Here is a 17,722-nt window from a genome sequence, read left to right as displayed (position 1 = left end):
TTTAATGAAACCATAAAATCTTAATACACTATCTGACGAGAAATGAATAATTCTCAAATAAACTTTTTCTCTGCGAGCACTATAGCAAAAAAATACTTCTACTCCATATACTTATTGTAGATTTGTTTGGTTGTATTGCTTTGCCATAGGCTCTCTTTAAATGTTTGATTTTTTTAAAAAAAAGAAAGGACAACACCATAAGCCATTTCATAGTCCTGCTCTCATTGAATTAGACGCACGATTAGACACAGCGCTTTATCACATTCGTTCTGCTAACAGTTTTTTCTGGAAAAAGGCAAAAATCGTCTCACAAAATTTTCATCTTCAAGGATGGAAATACTTTATCGTTGAAGTTCTCGATGAAATACTAACATTAGGGTTGATGGGATTTACTCTTTTCACCATTTTGGGCATTTCTGTTTTTGAACTTACCAAAACAGATTGGTCTTCTCCTAAAAACTTTTCCATTCTTTTTCTCGATCTCTATGGAAATCCAATTGGACACCGTGGTGCAATGCCGGCTATTTCTGTCCCTGTTGAAGAAATGCCTGACACTGTTATTAAAGCCGTTCTTGCCACAGAAGACCGTCGTTTTTTTGATCATTGGGGCGTTGATTTTCAAGGACTTACACGGGCAATTTCACAAAATATTCAAGCTAAAGGGGTGGTGCAAGGTGGTTCAACTCTCACACAACAATTGGCTAAAAATTTATTCTTAACAAACGAGAGAACCATAACACGTAAAATCAAAGAAGCTTATCTTGCTCTTTGGCTAGAAGCAAATTTTAGCAAAAAGCAGATTTTGCAACTTTATCTTGACCGTGCCTATATGGGAGGAAACAATTTTGGTATTGCAGCCGCTGCAAAATTTTATTTTGGAAAAGATATCCGTCATGTATCTTTGAGTGAATCTGCTATGTTAGCAGGACTCTTTAAAGCTCCAACAAAATATGCCCCTCATAGTCATCTCTTTGCTGCTCAAACACGTGCCAATGTCGTCCTTTCTAATCTTGTTAATAGTGGCTTTATGACGAAAAGCCAGATTATCAATGCGCATCGCCACCCTGCTAGGGCCCTTCCCCAAATAGACAATAATCAGCCTGATTATTTTCTTGATTGGGCATTCGAGGAAGTCAAAAAAATGCGCAATCAACTTCCAAGCCATAGTTTAATTATTCAAACGACCCTTGATCCGAATATTCAAAAAGCAGCAGAAGAATCAATTGCCTATCATTTACATCAATATGGTCAACAATATCGTGTAACACAAGCAGCCACCGTTATACTCGATAATAACGGTGCGGTATGTGCAATTGTTGGAGGACTAGATTACAAAAAGAGCCAATTTAACAGAGCAACACAGGGCGGTCGACAACCTGGTTCTTCATTCAAACCTTATGTTTATGCAGCCGCAATGGAACATGGATTATCACCCTCAACAATCGTTCTAGATGCTCCCATCAATTGGGGAGGTTGGACACCCAAAAATAATTCTGGTCGTTATCTGGGAAAAATTGACTTAGCAACAGCTTTAGCCTTTTCCATTAATACAGTCCCTGTTTATCTCACCTACCAATATCTTAACCGCGATACCCAACCTATCATAGATCTCATTAAAAATATGGGGATTAACGCGCATATTTTATCACACAAAACGATGGTTCTTGGCACTTCCAACATGACCCCCATGGATCAAGCTACAGGCTTTAATGTCTTTGCCAATGGAGGAATAGCGGGTAATCGTCATGGGTTTACGCAAATCAAAACAATTGATGGTCGTGTTGTGTGGGATTTCGAACATAACGGAAAAAAACTACACCGAGTTCTGAGTGAACAATCAGCAGCTTATATGAATCAAATGATGGTGGGTGTCACAACACGAGGATCTGGTAAGCGTGCTGCGTTGCCCATGACTCTTGTCGCTGGGAAAACTGGAACATCACAATCTTATCGTGATGCTTGGTTTGTTGGCTTTACGGGAAATTATACGGGAGCGGTATGGATGGGAAATGATAATTTTTCACCGATGAATCGTGCTTTTGGGGGTGGCGTTCCTGCCATGATATGGCATCGTATCATGCTTGCTGCGCATCAAAATATTATGCTCAAACAGCTCTATGGTGTTAAAGATTCTCTCCTTCCTTATCAGCCTCCAGTACTTTCCGCCCGTGTAGATTCTGAAGTTCCTTCCCCAATACCCTCTACGCTTTCTCCTGAAACATTAAATATCGTGCGATTGATTAACAAAGATCTGAAAAAACCATCTGCAATTTCTTTGAAGATGAAAACAACTGGAGATTCAACATTTTGAATTCAAGATATTCACTGATGTTTTTTAATATCACCATTTTCTTTTTTATCTTCGCTTTTTCCATTTTATGTGGAAAACTGAGTGTCGATTATGTGCTCAATTCCTTTCCTCATTTTGGACGCTTTAGAATTGGAAAATGGAGTGCTTATCCACAAATGGGAACTGCCAATATGGATCCTTATACCCGCGCTCGCACCGCCAAACGAGGCATTGTTTCACTCGGACGAACTGAAGGTATTCAATTCCAGATTTGGCAAGATAACCAAGGGCGTCCACTTCATCATCACTGTCATTATTTGCTCAAAGGCACCATCCCTGAAACCCGTCTTTTTACCCTTTATACAGCTGACAAATCCCTTAAACCCTATACTTCATCCAAAGAAATACCTTTTGAACTTCACACTAACAATATTATCTATGAGCATGATGGCTCATTGCGCATCAATATTTCACCCACACCGCAAACCGGCAATTGGCTTGCAACAGTTAGTCAAAAAGAATTCGGGCTTATTCTCACCTTATACGATACCTCAATCATCTCTGCAACGGCATTACAAAAGCTCACAATGCCCTCTATAGAACAAATTCCATCAGGACAAATAAATTGTGATTAGATTCATTTATACCGCACTTCTTGCAATCATTGGCGCTATTATCGTTCATATTTGCTTTTTATTTCTGATCCCCACTTGGGCACAAGATAATATATGGACAGCACTAAAAAAATCTGGAATCTCTTATCAATTTGTCGATTTTACGCCCAATAATCCTATTCAGCAATCTGCTGATCCCCTCTTTCTTCTTAAAGTCTGCAGATTTAATCTTGAAAATGGACCTGTTCATTTAAAAGCTTTGAAAACACAACAATTTTGGTCACTGGCAGCCTACACACACGACGGAATTATTTTCTATAGCCTTAATGACCGAACAGCCCCTGATGCGACACTTGATCTTATCATTGGAAAACCAATACAAATCATAGAACTCAAAAAATCAAAACCTAAAAAAAATGCCAATTCAGTTTTGGTTGCTAAAAATTTGAATGAAGGGTTTGTTATTTTACGTATTTTTGTCCCTTCTTCCCTTGCAAAAAAAGAAAGTGAAGCTTTTCTTTCATCTGCGACCTGTCGCATATTTTATGAATAAAAACGGACTAACCTCTCATTTGTACAACACCTTACTTTCTATACAAAATACATGAAGCCTATCAAAATGGTTATCTTTTTTCTCTATTAATTGAATATTCAAATTTATCTGATTATAAATCCCTCAATTTTTTATTGAGATATAATGAAATCTCTATTGCACATCATCATATCCTATTTGAGACGCATTATCTGACAGAAAAAACTCCCCGCAATCAGAAGAGAAAAATCAAGAGTAAAGCTCTAAAAAAATATGCTGCTAACAATTGTAAAACTTGTTATTTGAGTTTATTTCTTTTTATTTACAAACATTCCCATAAAATTCGCATCAATAACATGATAAACTATAGAAGAAATACTGTTTACCTTCAATGAAGTGCCAAAACAATCGCTGGAAACTTATAAGACATTACACATCCTTGACCTCAAAAATAAGTGCTTTATTTTTGTTTTATGAGCATAAGCTTTTTGTAAGATATGCGCTCTGAAAAAACTTGGCTTATAGTTTACAATTGAGGGGAAAAACTTCATGAAGAAGAGATATGTTCGGTTCATTTCAAGAGCAGCAGTATGGTCCCCTCGATTTGGTGGTTTAGCCTTCTTTATTTTATTATTTTCGGTCATTTTACAACGTTTTTCCGTACTTAACGTAAGCGACTTCATAATCTTGATAGGAATCTCTACTTGCTGTGTGATTATTTCTCTTTTTCTCGCTCTTAAAGCACTTCATAGTTTGTGGGTCTATGGAGCCCTAGGGGGAATGAAAGCTGTAAAAGGGATCGTTTATTCGTTAATAACTGCAACACCATTGATGCTCTTTTTGGGACTTTGGTTTACCTTACCGGCTCTTTATGATATTTCTACCGATACACAAAACCCGCCGGCTTTTTTTCGCACAATACGTCCTAGCGATGCTTTACCGCTCAAAAGTGTTTTGACTGAACAAGCAACATTACAGATCTCACAATGGCCAGAAATGTCAGGGCGCCGTTATGATGGATCACCTGACCGTATTCGCGAATCCGTTCTCAATGTTTTAGCTGCGTATGATTGGCCCGTTGTGGCTCAAAAAAAGTTTAAAGGTGAAGAAGATGCGCTTTATATTGAAACAATGGCCAAAACTTTTTACCTTGGCTTTATTTCAGATATTGTTATTCGTTTAACGAATGAAGGGGATACAACTTTTGTTGATATGCGTTCTGCTTCTCGTTATTTGCCAAGAGATTTGGGAACCAATGCTGCTTTTATTATCGATTTTATGGATGCGCTTGATACAGAAATAGCCTCACTTCCTCTTTCTCAAGATGATGAGTAGAAACTTGTACTTACTTCCAACAGAAAAATCCCTACCAACCTGTCATTTGTTTCCACTATTATTACTTATTACTGAAAGTGCTTTTACTCTTTCAAGACAAAGCTTTTAAACGAAAATATCTCAATCCTAAATTATTTCATAACAAAAATATTGTTTTGTCTCCCATTTGATGTTTTTATTTAAAATGTTTTAAGTATTAATGTATATTAACTATTAATATACTATGTATTAAACAATAAAAATGATTTATTTTATTAAAAAGTAAATTTACAATATTTGACAAACAATAACAAATTAACTAATAGGTAAGTATTATAATTAAAATTTTAATTGTTTATTTTTCTTACTTCTAAGCGGGGAGAACATGCGGAGCTTATAAGGGAGGAACAGCTATGTCTAAAAAATCTTTACTCTCCTGTACAGCTGTCGCAGCAATTATGCTTTTTGGCAACAATCTCAACGTACATGCTGAATCTCTTGAAGTTGATAAAGGAGAAGTAAAAAACGTATCAAACAAGACTTATGAATATATTCAAACAACAAATGGTGGAAAAATCATCGGTAAAAATTTAACACTGACCGGAGGTCATCCAATAAACAACGATTTGGATGCTGTAGTCCTTAGAACCAAATCTTCAATTGAGTTATGGGATACAACCATTAAAAGTGCAAACAATACTCAGCTGCATAGTGGTGTTGGAATATGGCATGGTAGTACATTTAAGATGATAGGAGGTGTTATTGCAGCCGATTATGGCGTTATATCAGACACTGATGACAGTGGCACAACGATATTGGAAAACGTGAAATTATCAAGCGGTAAAGACAACACTTCGATGACCAAAGGAATCTCCGCTATAAAAAGCATAATTACTTTAAAAAATGTAACCGTCACAAAAGCAAAACGCAGCATCTATGCAGATAACAAATCTCAAGTAATGGTTTCTAGTGGATCTTTTGAAGCAAAAGAAGATGCAATCAATGCTCAAAGCGGTAGTACCATTACTTTGGACAATGAGGCTAAAATCACATCATCTGAGGGTGATGGCCTCCATGCAGTTGGTGAGCAATCAAAAATTTTTATGACAGGGGGAACTGTTACCGGTAGCAATAGTGTATTATATACAAAAGCTGGTGGATATATTAATGTTAAAGACGTTGCTCTCACAGCAAATGGAAAAGGAACAAAATTCGGCGCATTTGCAAGAGGTTCTAGCACCATTGAATTAAATGGAAACACAACAATTAAAAATGCTACGATCGGTGTTAAAGCCCAAAGTAAGAATGCGACAATCAAGATGACAGGAGGATCTATTGAGATCACAGGCGGCCAAGCAGTAGGTGCATTATTCCTTGACACCATAAGCAAAAAAAACACGCTGAAAGATGTGAACATATCAAGTGGAAAAGATGGCTTTCTTATGGAAAAAGGAATAAATGCTGATAATGGAAGCACTGTTACTTTAAAAAATGTAACCGTCACAAAAGCAAAACGCAGCATCTATGCAGATAACAAATCTCAAGTAATGGTTTCTAGTGGATCTTTTGAAGCAAAAGAAGATGCAATCAATGCTCAAAGCGGTAGTACCATTACTTTGGACAATGAGGCTAAAATCACATCATCTGAGGGTGATGGCCTCCATGCAGTTGGTGAGCAATCAAAAATTTTTATGACAGGGGGAACTGTTACCGGTAGCAATAGTGTATTATATACAAAAGCTGGTGGATATATTAATGTTAAAAACGTTGCTCTCACAGCAAATGGAAAAGGAACAAAATTCGGCGCATTTGCAAGAGGTTCCAGCACCATTGAATTGAATGGAAACACAACAATTAAAAATGCTACGATCGGTGTTAAAGCCCAAAGTGATAATGCGACAATCAAGATGACAGGAGGATCTATTGAAGTCACAGGAGACGAAGCAGTAGGTGCATTATTCCTTGAAACCACAAGCAAAGAAAACACGCTGAAAGATGTGAAAATATCAAGCGGTAAAGATGGCTTTCTTATGGAGAAAGGAATAAGTGCTGACAAAGGAAGCACTGTTACTTTAAAAAATGTAACCGTTAAGAATGCAGAAAAAGCTCTCTTGGCTAATGATAATTCCCAAATAACAGTAACGGGCGGCGGTTCCTTTGGTGGAGAAGTACAAACTCTGAAAGGTAGCACTATTACTTTAAACGATAATGTCACAGTAACATCTGATACGACTGGGTTATATGCAGATGATGAAGAAGCCAAAATCACAATGACGGGAGGGAGTGTAAGTGCAAAAGGAGCAGCATTTGTCTTAAAAGATGGCGGACATATTGATGTCACAGATATTTCTGCAAAAGCACAGCGCAATGGACTACGCTTTGATAACTCAAAAAACGATCAAACTTCAGAAATCAACCTGACCAATACAAACCTTCTCATCGAAGATGGAACGGGTATTGTTGCCAACAATTCATCAAATGGTAAACTCAACCTCAAAGATTCAGAAATCAGAGCCGATAGGTTATTCGTAGGGATAATCCACGATACACCAAAACATAATCAAATCTTTTCACTCTCCGCAGACCGTTCTGTCTTACAAGGTGGTGTAAGAAATGACGAAAATGGGCAAACAAGCTTTGATCTCAAAAACAGTACAACATGGTTTGTGAACACCAGCAGAAAAGAAAAAGATGATGCGGGAAAGTTACTTGATATCACTCAAAGATCACGTTCTGATGTTTCTGTACTCAACCTCAATGACAGCAAAATTGTTTTTGAAAAAACAATAGAAAACCATTACCACACATTACATATCGGTTCTGGTAAAAAAAATACTCCAGAAGTCTATAACGCTTCTGGAAACGCAGAAATTCACTTTAACATGGCATGGAGCGATGGGGTTGCAGTAGACGATCAAAAAACCGATCGAGTTCTCATTCATGGCGATGCATCAGGTACAACAACAGTTTATATCAAGAGTGATGTAGGGGATAAAAACAGTGTAGAAAACGCTGCAGCTCCCTCGAATGCAGGCGGTATTTCCCTTATCCAAGTCTCTGGAAAAGCGATGGAAGACTCCTTCAAATTAGCCAATGGTTATATCACAAGAGATGGTTTGCCTTATAAATACATACTAACTGCTTATGGACCAGAATCAAGCCATGGCACAGCCAATATTGAGCAAAACCTCTTTGATGAAAAAAATGAAAACTTCTGGGATTTTCGCTTGCATAAAGCATTTCTAGACTCCGGTGGTGGTGATGGCGGTTCTGGCGGCGGTTCCGGTGGCTCTGTTCCTAGTCCACATGTGGAAGCTGTCGTACCGCAAGTGGCAAGCTATATCGTGATGCCTAACGCGCTCTTCTACGCTGATTTTACCGACATTACTAAGCAAAGCAAATTGTTAGCTGATATCCGTACAACACAAAATTATTCTTTCTTCTTTTTACCCTATAGTAGCACTGCTACCTTAACCTCTGAGCGTGGTCCCTTCAAATATGGCTATGGCGCTGATATTCGCTATGCTGCCGTACAAGCAGGTGGTGCATTAGCTGCAATGGAAAGCCAAAATATCACCATGCATTTTGGACTTATGGGAACCTATGGGCAACTCTCTTTCACACCTAAGGATATGGAGGGTGCAGACAAAAGCACACTCAATAAATGGGCGGTTACAGCTTATGGCAGCATACAACACAACAATGGCTTATATGTCGATGTCCTAGCTTCCTATGGCATGATCGATGGAAATATCACTACGGCTGACATCAAGAATGCCGCAAACTTGAAGGGTGCCAAAACTTTGAGTGCTTCGGCTACCATTGGAAAAGTATTTGCTACAGGAATGGCAGGGATAGAGTTTGAGCCACAAGCACAAATTGTTTATCAACAATTGTCGTTTGACACCATGAAAGATGCTGATAATCTGGAAATTGATATGAAAAATCCTTCCCAATGGTTGGTTCGGATTGGCGGACGTTTAACTAAAACTGTTTCTGCCGAAAGCGATCATCCCTTTTCTTTTTATGGAAAAGTGAACTTTCTTAAAACCTTTAGTGATGATGGGAAAATACAGATTGGTAGGGAATTTGACCTTGATCCTGCTGGAACTGCCATTGAAGGCGGTTTGGGCATCAATGCACAACTCTCCCACAATATCGCACTTCATGGTGATGTTAGTTACCAAAAAAAGCTGCAAAAAACGGGTATAACAGGAGCGAGCTTTTCTGGTGGAATACGTTATCAGTTCTAAGAAAAGGCTGTAAAGTGAGCATTATTTTCCCATTTGCTTGCATAAAAAGGCTGCACAACTCCATACTGTGTGGCCTTTTTGATTTGCACAAACCTACCGTGGAATACCGGTTATTCTTGTCTTTATAACATACCTACAACACTTCTTGCTGAAAGCAATCCTTTGGATAAAATTTTGTAACCAAAGCGCTTGCCTATCTGCCAATTTCTCCTTCTGGCAACACAACTCAAGAATAGAAGGAGAAATACTCATTAGTGTTACCCTTCAATCTCTCCAAGATAAATTAAAAGCGCTAAAAGCACAAGCGGACCGCGTCGAGCGCAGCGGTGCAACACAACATGCGCAATTAGGTAGGTTGGAAGATGATCGTCAATTAAGCCAAGGGAAATTAAAGGCTGCAAAAAGCCTAATGGAAACAAAAGTCATTAGCCAAGCCGTTTACTTAGAGCGTTTACATGACTTTAAAAATGTCGAGCATGAAATTTTAACCAATCAAAGACGTTTGGAAGAAAATGCCGCCGAAATAAACACCCTCCGCCAACAACGGAAAAGTCTCATTTCCGATGAAAACGCCCGCTATCGACAATTTTCGCGTGAAACAGAGCTGAATCTTCAAGGGTTAAAAGCAAAACTTGATAGCACTCAATACCATCTTGACCACTTATCACTTTATGCACCTGTTGATGGACGTATTGATGATTTAAGTATCCATACTTTGGGTGGCTTTGTAGAGGCTGGTAAAACTCTCATGCGCATTGTCCCTGGTGCGGGCGGTCTCATTATTGAAGCATTTTTTGATAATCGAGATATTGGTTTTTTAGAAAAGGGCCAACGTGCTTACATCAAGTTTTCTGCCTTTCCGCCTGAACGTTTCGGTGTTATCCACGGCTCAGTCGTTAATGTAGGCGCTACAGCGCGCTATAATAAAGAAATTAATGGTGTCTACGCTGTTTTAATCAAAATTGACCAAGATCACATCACTTTGAATAACAAACAATTTAAATTTATCCCTGGCATGACTGTAACAACGGATGTCATTACCTCAAAACGGCGTCTCATTTCTTATTTCTTTGAACCTATCACCAAAATTTTAGAACAGTCCCTAAAGAAAAGATAAAGATTAATGTGTGTGCATGAAAATCCTTCATCATCACTCATAGACTCTCTTACAGCATTAGGAGCTATGATGGTTTTAATGCTTACATCTCCCTTATACCACCGCTGGCGAATTTGGGATATAGACCGAAACTTAGGTCCAGCTTTACAGACTGGGCAATACAAGCTCTATAAAAATGAACGTGGAGAATTTTGCGCCTTTATCACTTGGGCTTTTTTAGATGAAAAAAATCATCAATCTACGCTTAAAAAGGGAGAATTTTTACCCGATGCCAATTGGCAAAATGGAAAATACGTATGGTTTATTGATTGTGTAGCACCTTATGGCCATACTGCTCATATTGTACGTGATATGCAACGAAATATATTTCCTGATCAGCGTTATTGTTATGCTGTACGACGTAATGAAGATGGTGGAATAAGAAAAATCGCACGCTGGTGTTGCTATAGAGCGCAAAATCCAGCCAAATAGTTTTTCTAAAGCAAGTGCGCATAAATCATTTAAGCCCCACTCTTATAAAGAAAAATCCCTAAAATAACTATTTTGACTATAGTTATAGTAAGAGCCACTCCGCTACAGACGCGTATTTCCTCTCTGACCAATCCGATATGAATGGCTAAAGATAATATAAGAGGTTTAATCCACTCTCAACTCTATGATTTCTCAAGTTTATGATTGATTCATTTCACTAAAGGCTGGCTGGGGTACCTGGATTCGAACCAGGGAATGCCGGTACCAAAAACCGGTGCCTTACCGCTTGGCTATACCCCAAAAAAACACGATTTACAATTACTTTTGCACCTTATAGCGATTCCTGTGATTGGACGCAATATCTGAAAATCAAAGATCTTATTTTTTATTGTAAAGTTTCTAAGTCTTGAATGATATTGCATCAATACAAATTCGCAGCGAAAACTAATATACAGCTGCACCTTTAACACAACAACCATTTATCCACCAATTATTATACCCTTTTATTAATTTTCTAAGAGCATAAAATGAGAATCTTGTCGTTTACTCATTTATTGAATAAATCAGCATATTCTGTATTTTTCTTTGTATCTTCAAATCTCATCTTACTCAATTAAAACAAAACAAAGAGAAAATGTTGTGTGTTGATGATTTTTTTTATCTTCTTAATTGTATTTTTGTTTTTGGATTCCTCAATATAAAATAATTTGCCTTTCCTTACGAATAGATTGGCTTTGAGTAAGCTTTTTATAGAAAATTCTATTTTTAATCAATATGTGTAAACCTTCAGTGGTAATAAAATTTACAAAATATTTTTTTAATCTTGTGCAAAAATCAGCAGTATCCGCACAAGATAAATATTGATTTACAATAAAAATTAACAAATTTGCACTTCTGAGTAACAACCTCAAACATCGTAAAATTTTTTCATTTCAAATTCTTTTATATTAAACCAATCAAAGTCATTCTCTCGCATATCACAAGCAGAGGTATGGATAAAAAACAATAGAAGACTAAGGAGTAAAACGCTCTTATGGACCATCTCCAAATAAAAAAATAAAAGCTGTGACAACATTGGGGATCAGTAACATATATGATGATGCCGGTGCACTTTTTCATAAGTGTAAAGATGATAATATCCAATGTTTTTACGTTATATTATTCATGAGTAGCGCTATAAAATGAAATCAAGCACATTGAGAAATGTCTCTTAAAAAATAACACTTAATATTCCTGTTGCAAACACCATGGATACACCATACCAATAGGTTGGAAAAATTTTACAAAAATTAAAAACAATTTGTCTCGTATTTGAAAAAATATTTTGAGGTACAAGAACAAGGAATGATAACTATTTCCATTTACCTTCTATTCAAAAGGTCATGATATTTTTTACCCGTTCATAGATGTAAAATTTCTTTTGAAGCAATATTTATATAGACCAGTGCCCTTTTTTGATTGATGAGCATACATTGCCTAAAAGCTCCTTTTACAAAGAGAGACATTAAATTAATTAATATAAATACGCATTCAACATTTGCTTTTAGGTGATGCAAATGGCAAATTGGGCGCTTAACAATTAGAATCGAGGAGATTTTTAAATGGCTTTTGAATTGGCTGAATTGCCTTATGACTACGATGCTCTTTCGCCCTATATGTCACGCGAAACTCTTGAATATCATCATGATAAGCATCACCTCGCTTATCTTAATAATACCAACAACTTGGTGAAAGATTCAGGCTTGGAAAATGAAAGCCTTGAAGAAATTGTTAAAAAAAGTTTTGGGAAAAATATTGGTTTATTTAATAATGCAGCGCAATACTACAATCATAACCATTTTTGGCATTGGATGAAAAATGGTGGTGGTGGTAAAAAAATGCCTGAAAAACTAGCAAAAGCTATTGAATCTGATCTAGGTGGTTATGACAAATTCCGTGCTGATTTTATTGCTACTGCTGGTGCCCAATTTGGCTCTGGGTGGGCGTGGGTTGTGGTTAAAGATGGCAAGCTTGAAATTATGAAAACGCCTAATGGTGAAAATCCTTTGGTTCATGATGCTAAAGCTATTCTAGGCGTTGATGTGTGGGAACATTCCTATTATATTGACTACCGCAACGCTCGCCCGAAATATCTCGAAGCTTTCGTGGATAATTTGATTAATTGGGATTATGTTTTGAAACTTTATGAAGATTGTGGATTGTAAGCTGTCTAAATAATTGTATAGCCTATAAAAGTCCCTATAGTCTAATGAATTATAGGGCTTTTAAAGTGGGGATATTATAGATTAACAACAGTTTTTCTTGCTATCTTTAGAATATATGCATAGATATAGGCAACTTCTTCTAGCTTTGAAAAACGTCCAGCTGCACCTGCATGCCCTGAATCCATATTAATGCGTAATAAAATCGCATTATCATCTGTTTTAAATTCACGCAATTTAGCTACCCATTTTGCAGGCTCCCAGTAAGTTACACGAGGATCGGTTAATCCTGCTATCACAAGCATGGGGGGGTATTTTTGCGCTTTGACATTATCATAGGGAGAATAAGAAGCTATAAGTTTATAATCTTCTTGTGATTCAAGAGGATTTCCCCATTCTGGCCATTCAGGAGGCGTTAGAGGTAAGGAAGCATCTAACATCGTTGTTAAAACATCAACAAAAGGCACATTAGCTACGATTCCAGCAAAATCCTGTGGGGCTATATTGGCAATAACACCCATCAACATTCCTCCTGCCGAACCACCATGCGCAATAAGCCGATCATGAGCTGTAAATTTATTGTTTACAAGATAGCGCCCACAAGCAATAAAATCGGTAAATGTATTATATTTAAAAAGATGTTTTCCTTTTTCATACCATTCAACACCCTTTTCCTTTCCCCCACGAATATGAGCAATGGCATAAATAAAACCTCTATTTACCAGAGAGAGTACATTGCTATTGAAACTGGCAGGAATAGAGATGCCATAAGCACCGTAACCGTAAAGTAGACAAGGTGCACGACCATTCAGAGGAGTAGTTTTATGATAAAAAAGTGAGATGGGAATTTTCTCACCATCGTCTGCAATGGCCATAACACGTCGCGTTATATACTCATCTTTGTTATGGCCAGAGGGAATTATTTGCATCTTTAACAATATTCGTTTGTGTCTTTTCATCTCATAATCGAACACTTGATCAGGCGTTGTCATAGATGAATAAGAAAAGCGAATGGATTGACTGTTATATTCTGCTGCCCCTTGCAGACCTAAAGAATAAGCCTCCTCATCAAAAGTAATAGAATGGATTTGTTTCGTCGTACGCTCCATAATTTTTATACGAGGAAGCCCCTCAAAACGTTCGAGCCAGATAAGAAAATCTTGATACGCATCATGAGATAGTATCAAACATCCAAGCTGATGTGGAATAAGCTCTGACCAATTTTCTGATTGCGGCGCAGCATACGGCGCAACCATAATTTTAAAGTCCTTTGCGTTATCTAAATTGGTAAGAATATAAAAGACATCACCACCTTCTGTAAGTGAATATTCAATACCTTTTTGCCGCTTGCGCACACATTGAGGAACGCTAAGAGGCGCTTTAGCAGGTATTAACCAAATTTCTGACGTTTCATGATCATGAATATTAATATAAATAACATCATGAAGCTTAGAGCCGCTTACATCTAAGAAAAAACCTGGATTATCTTCACGAAAAATAAGCTTATCTTGCGATTGATCAGTGTTTAAGCGATGATAATAGAGCTCTGAAGGTCGATGATTTTCATCCACTTTTGTATAGAAAAAACCTTCAGATTGAGCATCCCACACAATCTGTCCGGATGTGTCAGTAATAATATCCATACAATCAGATAATGTTTCTAAATTCCGAATTTTAGCTGTATAAAATTCTGATCCTTTATCATCATAGGTCCATACAACATATCTATGATCAGGAGATTCTTGAACTGAACCAAAGTTGAAATATTCTTTACCTTCAGCCAAAAGATCACCATTAAGATAAACATGTTTTTCTCCACCATTCCTTGGCATGCGAAAATAATGTGGTTGTTGCCCCCCGGTAACATAAGAAAAACCGTAAGCAAAAGGTCCATTTTTTATAGGAACGGAACTATCATTCTCTTGGATCCTGTTTTTCATTTCAGTAAAAAGCAAATCTCGTAATGGCTTTATATCAGCCATTTGAGCTGCTTGATAAGCATTTTCTTTTTCGAGATGCTGTCGAATATTGGAGTCAAGACAGTTAGGATTTTTAAAAACATCTTGCCAGTTAGATGCGCGTAACCAATGATAGGGATCATCACGAAAAATACCATGATATATTTCCTTATGAGTGATTCTAGATGCTTTAGGAGGAATTGTAAAAGTGCAAATCATACATAACCCTATATAAAATATGTTAATAGCTTCAGTTATATGTTAGAATCATACTTATTTATGCAAGTGTAAAAATCTATAAGTCCTACTCACTTGCAAAAATAGTGCTATGATAATTTTACAATTAATATCCTTCTATTCATTACATATCACTGCTATTGTTTTCTAGGAATATAATACCATTTTATAATAAAAGAGGTTGGTAAGGTAATTATGCTATAAAAAGAAGAAATTTATTTTTAAAAAACAGTATAACTGAACACTTTTATAGAAAGATAGATATATATATAAAGATTTTTCATTATATTATGAAATAATAAAAAATATTCCACGCCATTTTAATGAAATAATTTTATATTGTAATATTAATAATTTGTATTTTTAAAATTTAATAAATTACGAATTAAAATAAATTTAAAATTTATTAAAAAAATATTTAACAAATTATAAGTATTAAAATAAAAATACTTATTTATATGGTGTATTTTTATAGTTAACAATTTTATTTTTATGTTCTAAACAAATAATAAATTTTATCCTATATTTTTTTATATTTGTGATATATTGGATATTATGTAGGATATGTTATAGAATAAAGCTATCTTCTAGCATGTAAGGGGGACGTTTTTCTTATTGTATATTATGACGAAAAAGAGGTATTTATTTGATTTTTTTGTGTTTTGGCAATTTTATAGAATAATTTAATTGACAAAAAAGATTTTTGTACAATATGAAACCCATGTGCATGAGATCTTTATATTATGAGTATATGCACTATATCTCGATTTTGAATTACTCGATTTTAAATTAAAGGAAACAAGAATGGAACATCGTCCAGTCTTAGAGACTGAAAGCAATTTAGTTATTACATTGGTTGCTGATATTGTTGCTGCCTACGTGAGTAATAATTCTATTCGACCGACTGAAGTGCCAAGTTTAATTGCTGATGTCCATGCTGCTTTTCGTAAAGCAGGAAATCTAGAGCTAGCAGAAGTTGAAATTGAAAAACAGAGGCCTGCTGTTAATCCAAAGCGTTCAGTATTTCCTGATTATCTCATTTGCCTTGAGGATGGAAAGAAATTTAAATCTTTAAAGCGTCATCTCATGACACATTATGGAATGTTACCAGAGGAATATCGTGAAAAGTGGCAATTAGACAGTTCTTATCCTATGGTAGCGCCTAATTATGCAAAAACACGATCAGCTTTAGCCAAAGAAATGGGTCTTGGACGTAAAAGCAAGCGGAAAAAAACTAAATAATTATATTTTGCGAAAAAATAGTTTCGTGTGTAAAATTGATTTTTAGTATACATGTTTCCTGTGAAGCCTTGGTATGTATAGACCTTTTTAAAGGAGAGGTTATATATAACTTTCGTTACGAATCCGTTTGATCATTGATTTCAGACCATTTGATCGTTGTGGTGTAAGATTTTCATTTAAACCAAGTTTTTCAAAAAGTCCGTGAGCATCAGAATTGCGAATTTCAGAAGCTTTTTTTCCTGAATAAAAAGCTAGAAGAATGTAAATGAGTCCACGCACAATATGGGCATCGGAATCACCTTGAAACGTTAATATTGGATCTTCTGAATTATTACGTGAAGATAAAAGCCACACTTGGCTAACACAACCACGAACTTTGTGGGCATCATTTCGAGCATTTTCCGGAAAAGGTGGAAGTTCGTAGCCAAGCTCAATTACATAACGATAACGATCTTCCCAATTATCTAGAAGCGAAAAGTTTTCTATAATATTATCGATTGTTTCCGCCATCATCTTAATCCTGTTTCATTTTAATCATCATGTTAAATACACTTATTGGATAGATAAATATTTATTATCCTAATACAAATAACATGAGGAACGTTAAAAATTCCTATTTCAAGATAACATTGTATGGTTGTGTAAGAATTATTTTACTTCCATTTTGCGAGAAGCGTTTGGGGAAGGCTCTGTATTATTTTTGTTGCCTAATATGTGCCCAAAATACTCATAAGCAGCTCTTGCACCGTAATATGCGCGTTCTCCAAGTAAACTTAAAAAGGATTTTCCTACTTTGCAGGTTTCTATATTACGGTCACAAAATGTTCCTAAGTCATTTAAGGCTTCCTTAAAAGCAATAATCACATCGCTCGTTGTTGTCTCATTATTTTTGGGGCTAGAAGAATGGTTACTGCTTGGATCTGCTACAAAAAATGAAATAATGACAAAAATAAAAAATAAAAGAAATGATAATTTGATTAAAAAACGTATCATGGACAATCAATGTACGGCAGTGGTAAATACAATAAAAGAAGCATTTTATACACTGTTGCTTTATAAACAATTTATAAAATGTGTTTTTTATAAAATTGAGTATTCATGTATTGGAGCTATATAATTGGCTTTTTTTATAAATATGACACAATTCCTCTGTATAAAATAGTATACATTGTCTATTCAGTAAAAAATTAATATCAAAATTATACACTTACAGGCTGATCATGTTAATGAACATACTATGGTAAAAAATGAGAGATATAATCATGTTATGTACATACTTATTTTAAATAACAATTCACCATCTTAGCTTAGTTGAAAAAGCTAAAAAGAGTAAAATTCTGTTATTCTGACTTTAATAGTGATAAAATATTTACATTATCTATAAAATTTTTACGAGCACATCATCAACATGATCAATAGGTCGATCAAAAAATTAAACAATTGTTTCATCTCTTATAACTCCATCTCCAGATCTCAAGGCAAGTTTTTTTATA

Annotated in this window: 11 protein-coding genes, 1 tRNA gene and 1 pseudogene; 9 read left to right on the top strand and 4 right to left on the bottom strand. The window is 35.9% G+C overall.

Features of this window, described 5'->3' with window-relative positions; all coding sequences use genetic code 11:
• Nucleotides 1-160 precede the first annotated feature (160 nt).
• The 7 genes from ACFINC_RS03055 to ACFINC_RS03025 all read left to right on the top strand — a co-directional run bounded on the left by ACFINC_RS03055 (nt 161) and on the right by ACFINC_RS03025 (nt 10,591).
• Complete coding sequence (locus ACFINC_RS03055; RefSeq protein WP_375616044.1) at nt 161-2,311, top strand: transglycosylase domain-containing protein; 2,151 nt, start codon at nt 161-163, stop codon at nt 2,309-2,311.
• Between the two features lie 17 nt (nt 2,312-2,328).
• Nucleotides 2,329-2,925, top strand: a complete 597-nt coding sequence (locus ACFINC_RS03050; protein WP_375616043.1) for a DUF1214 domain-containing protein — start codon at nt 2,329-2,331, stop codon at nt 2,923-2,925.
• Nucleotides 2,918-3,457, top strand: a complete 540-nt coding sequence (locus ACFINC_RS03045) for a hypothetical protein (protein WP_375616042.1) — start codon at nt 2,918-2,920, stop codon at nt 3,455-3,457. The genes ACFINC_RS03050 and ACFINC_RS03045 overlap by 8 nt, the downstream gene beginning before the upstream one ends.
• Before the next feature lie 528 nt (nt 3,458-3,985).
• Nucleotides 3,986-4,771 (top strand): DUF1499 domain-containing protein, encoded by a 786-nt coding sequence (locus tag ACFINC_RS03040; RefSeq protein WP_375616041.1) that lies wholly within the window; start codon nt 3,986-3,988, stop codon nt 4,769-4,771.
• Nucleotides 4,772-5,163: 392 nt separating this feature from the next.
• Entirely contained in the window at nt 5,164-9,003 is a 3,840-nt protein-coding gene (locus ACFINC_RS03035; RefSeq protein WP_375616040.1) for an autotransporter outer membrane beta-barrel domain-containing protein, read from the top strand.
• A gap of 145 nt (nt 9,004-9,148) precedes the next feature.
• Nucleotides 9,149-10,120: an HlyD family type I secretion periplasmic adaptor subunit gene (locus tag ACFINC_RS03030; protein WP_375616039.1), complete on the top strand. Its 972-nt coding sequence runs from the start codon at nt 9,149-9,151 to the stop codon at nt 10,118-10,120.
• Nucleotides 10,121-10,126: 6 nt separating this feature from the next.
• Complete coding sequence (locus ACFINC_RS03025; RefSeq protein WP_375616038.1) at nt 10,127-10,591, top strand: toxin-activating lysine-acyltransferase; 465 nt, start codon at nt 10,127-10,129, stop codon at nt 10,589-10,591.
• A 225-nt stretch (nt 10,592-10,816) separates the two neighbouring features.
• Here the strand turns inward: ACFINC_RS03025 and ACFINC_RS03020 are convergent.
• Nucleotides 10,817-10,891: transfer RNA gene (locus ACFINC_RS03020), tRNA-Gln, on the bottom strand.
• Between the two features lie 1,301 nt (nt 10,892-12,192).
• On the opposite strand from ACFINC_RS03020, the gene ACFINC_RS03015 reads away from it, so the two are divergent.
• Nucleotides 12,193-12,795, top strand: coding sequence for a superoxide dismutase (locus ACFINC_RS03015; protein WP_375616037.1), 603 nt, complete (start codon nt 12,193-12,195; stop codon nt 12,793-12,795).
• A gap of 81 nt (nt 12,796-12,876) precedes the next feature.
• Here the strand turns inward: ACFINC_RS03015 and ACFINC_RS03010 are convergent.
• Nucleotides 12,877-14,969, bottom strand: a pseudogene (locus tag ACFINC_RS03010) (S9 family peptidase).
• Nucleotides 14,970-15,791: 822 nt separating this feature from the next.
• Between ACFINC_RS03010 and ACFINC_RS03005 the strand changes: the two are divergent.
• Nucleotides 15,792-16,229: a MucR family transcriptional regulator gene (locus ACFINC_RS03005; protein WP_375607792.1), complete on the top strand. Its 438-nt coding sequence runs from the start codon at nt 15,792-15,794 to the stop codon at nt 16,227-16,229.
• A 99-nt stretch (nt 16,230-16,328) separates the two neighbouring features.
• Here ACFINC_RS03005 and ACFINC_RS03000 read toward each other — a convergent pair whose 3' ends face one another.
• Nucleotides 16,329-16,739, bottom strand: coding sequence for a SufE family protein (locus ACFINC_RS03000; RefSeq protein ID WP_375607835.1), 411 nt, complete (start codon nt 16,737-16,739; stop codon nt 16,329-16,331).
• 138 nt (nt 16,740-16,877) lie between these two features.
• On the bottom strand, nt 16,878-17,222 hold the full coding sequence (locus tag ACFINC_RS02995; protein WP_375616036.1) for a DUF5330 domain-containing protein: 345 nt from the start codon (nt 17,220-17,222) through the stop codon (nt 16,878-16,880).
• Nucleotides 17,223-17,722: the final 500 nt, after the last annotated feature.

The sequence above is a fragment of the Bartonella sp. AP58NXGY genome, assembly GCF_042195785.1.
Classification (GTDB): domain Bacteria; phylum Pseudomonadota; class Alphaproteobacteria; order Rhizobiales; family Rhizobiaceae; genus Bartonella.
The sequence above is the reverse complement of the archived record's forward strand: the minus strand, read 5'-3'. Positions and strand labels throughout refer to the sequence as shown.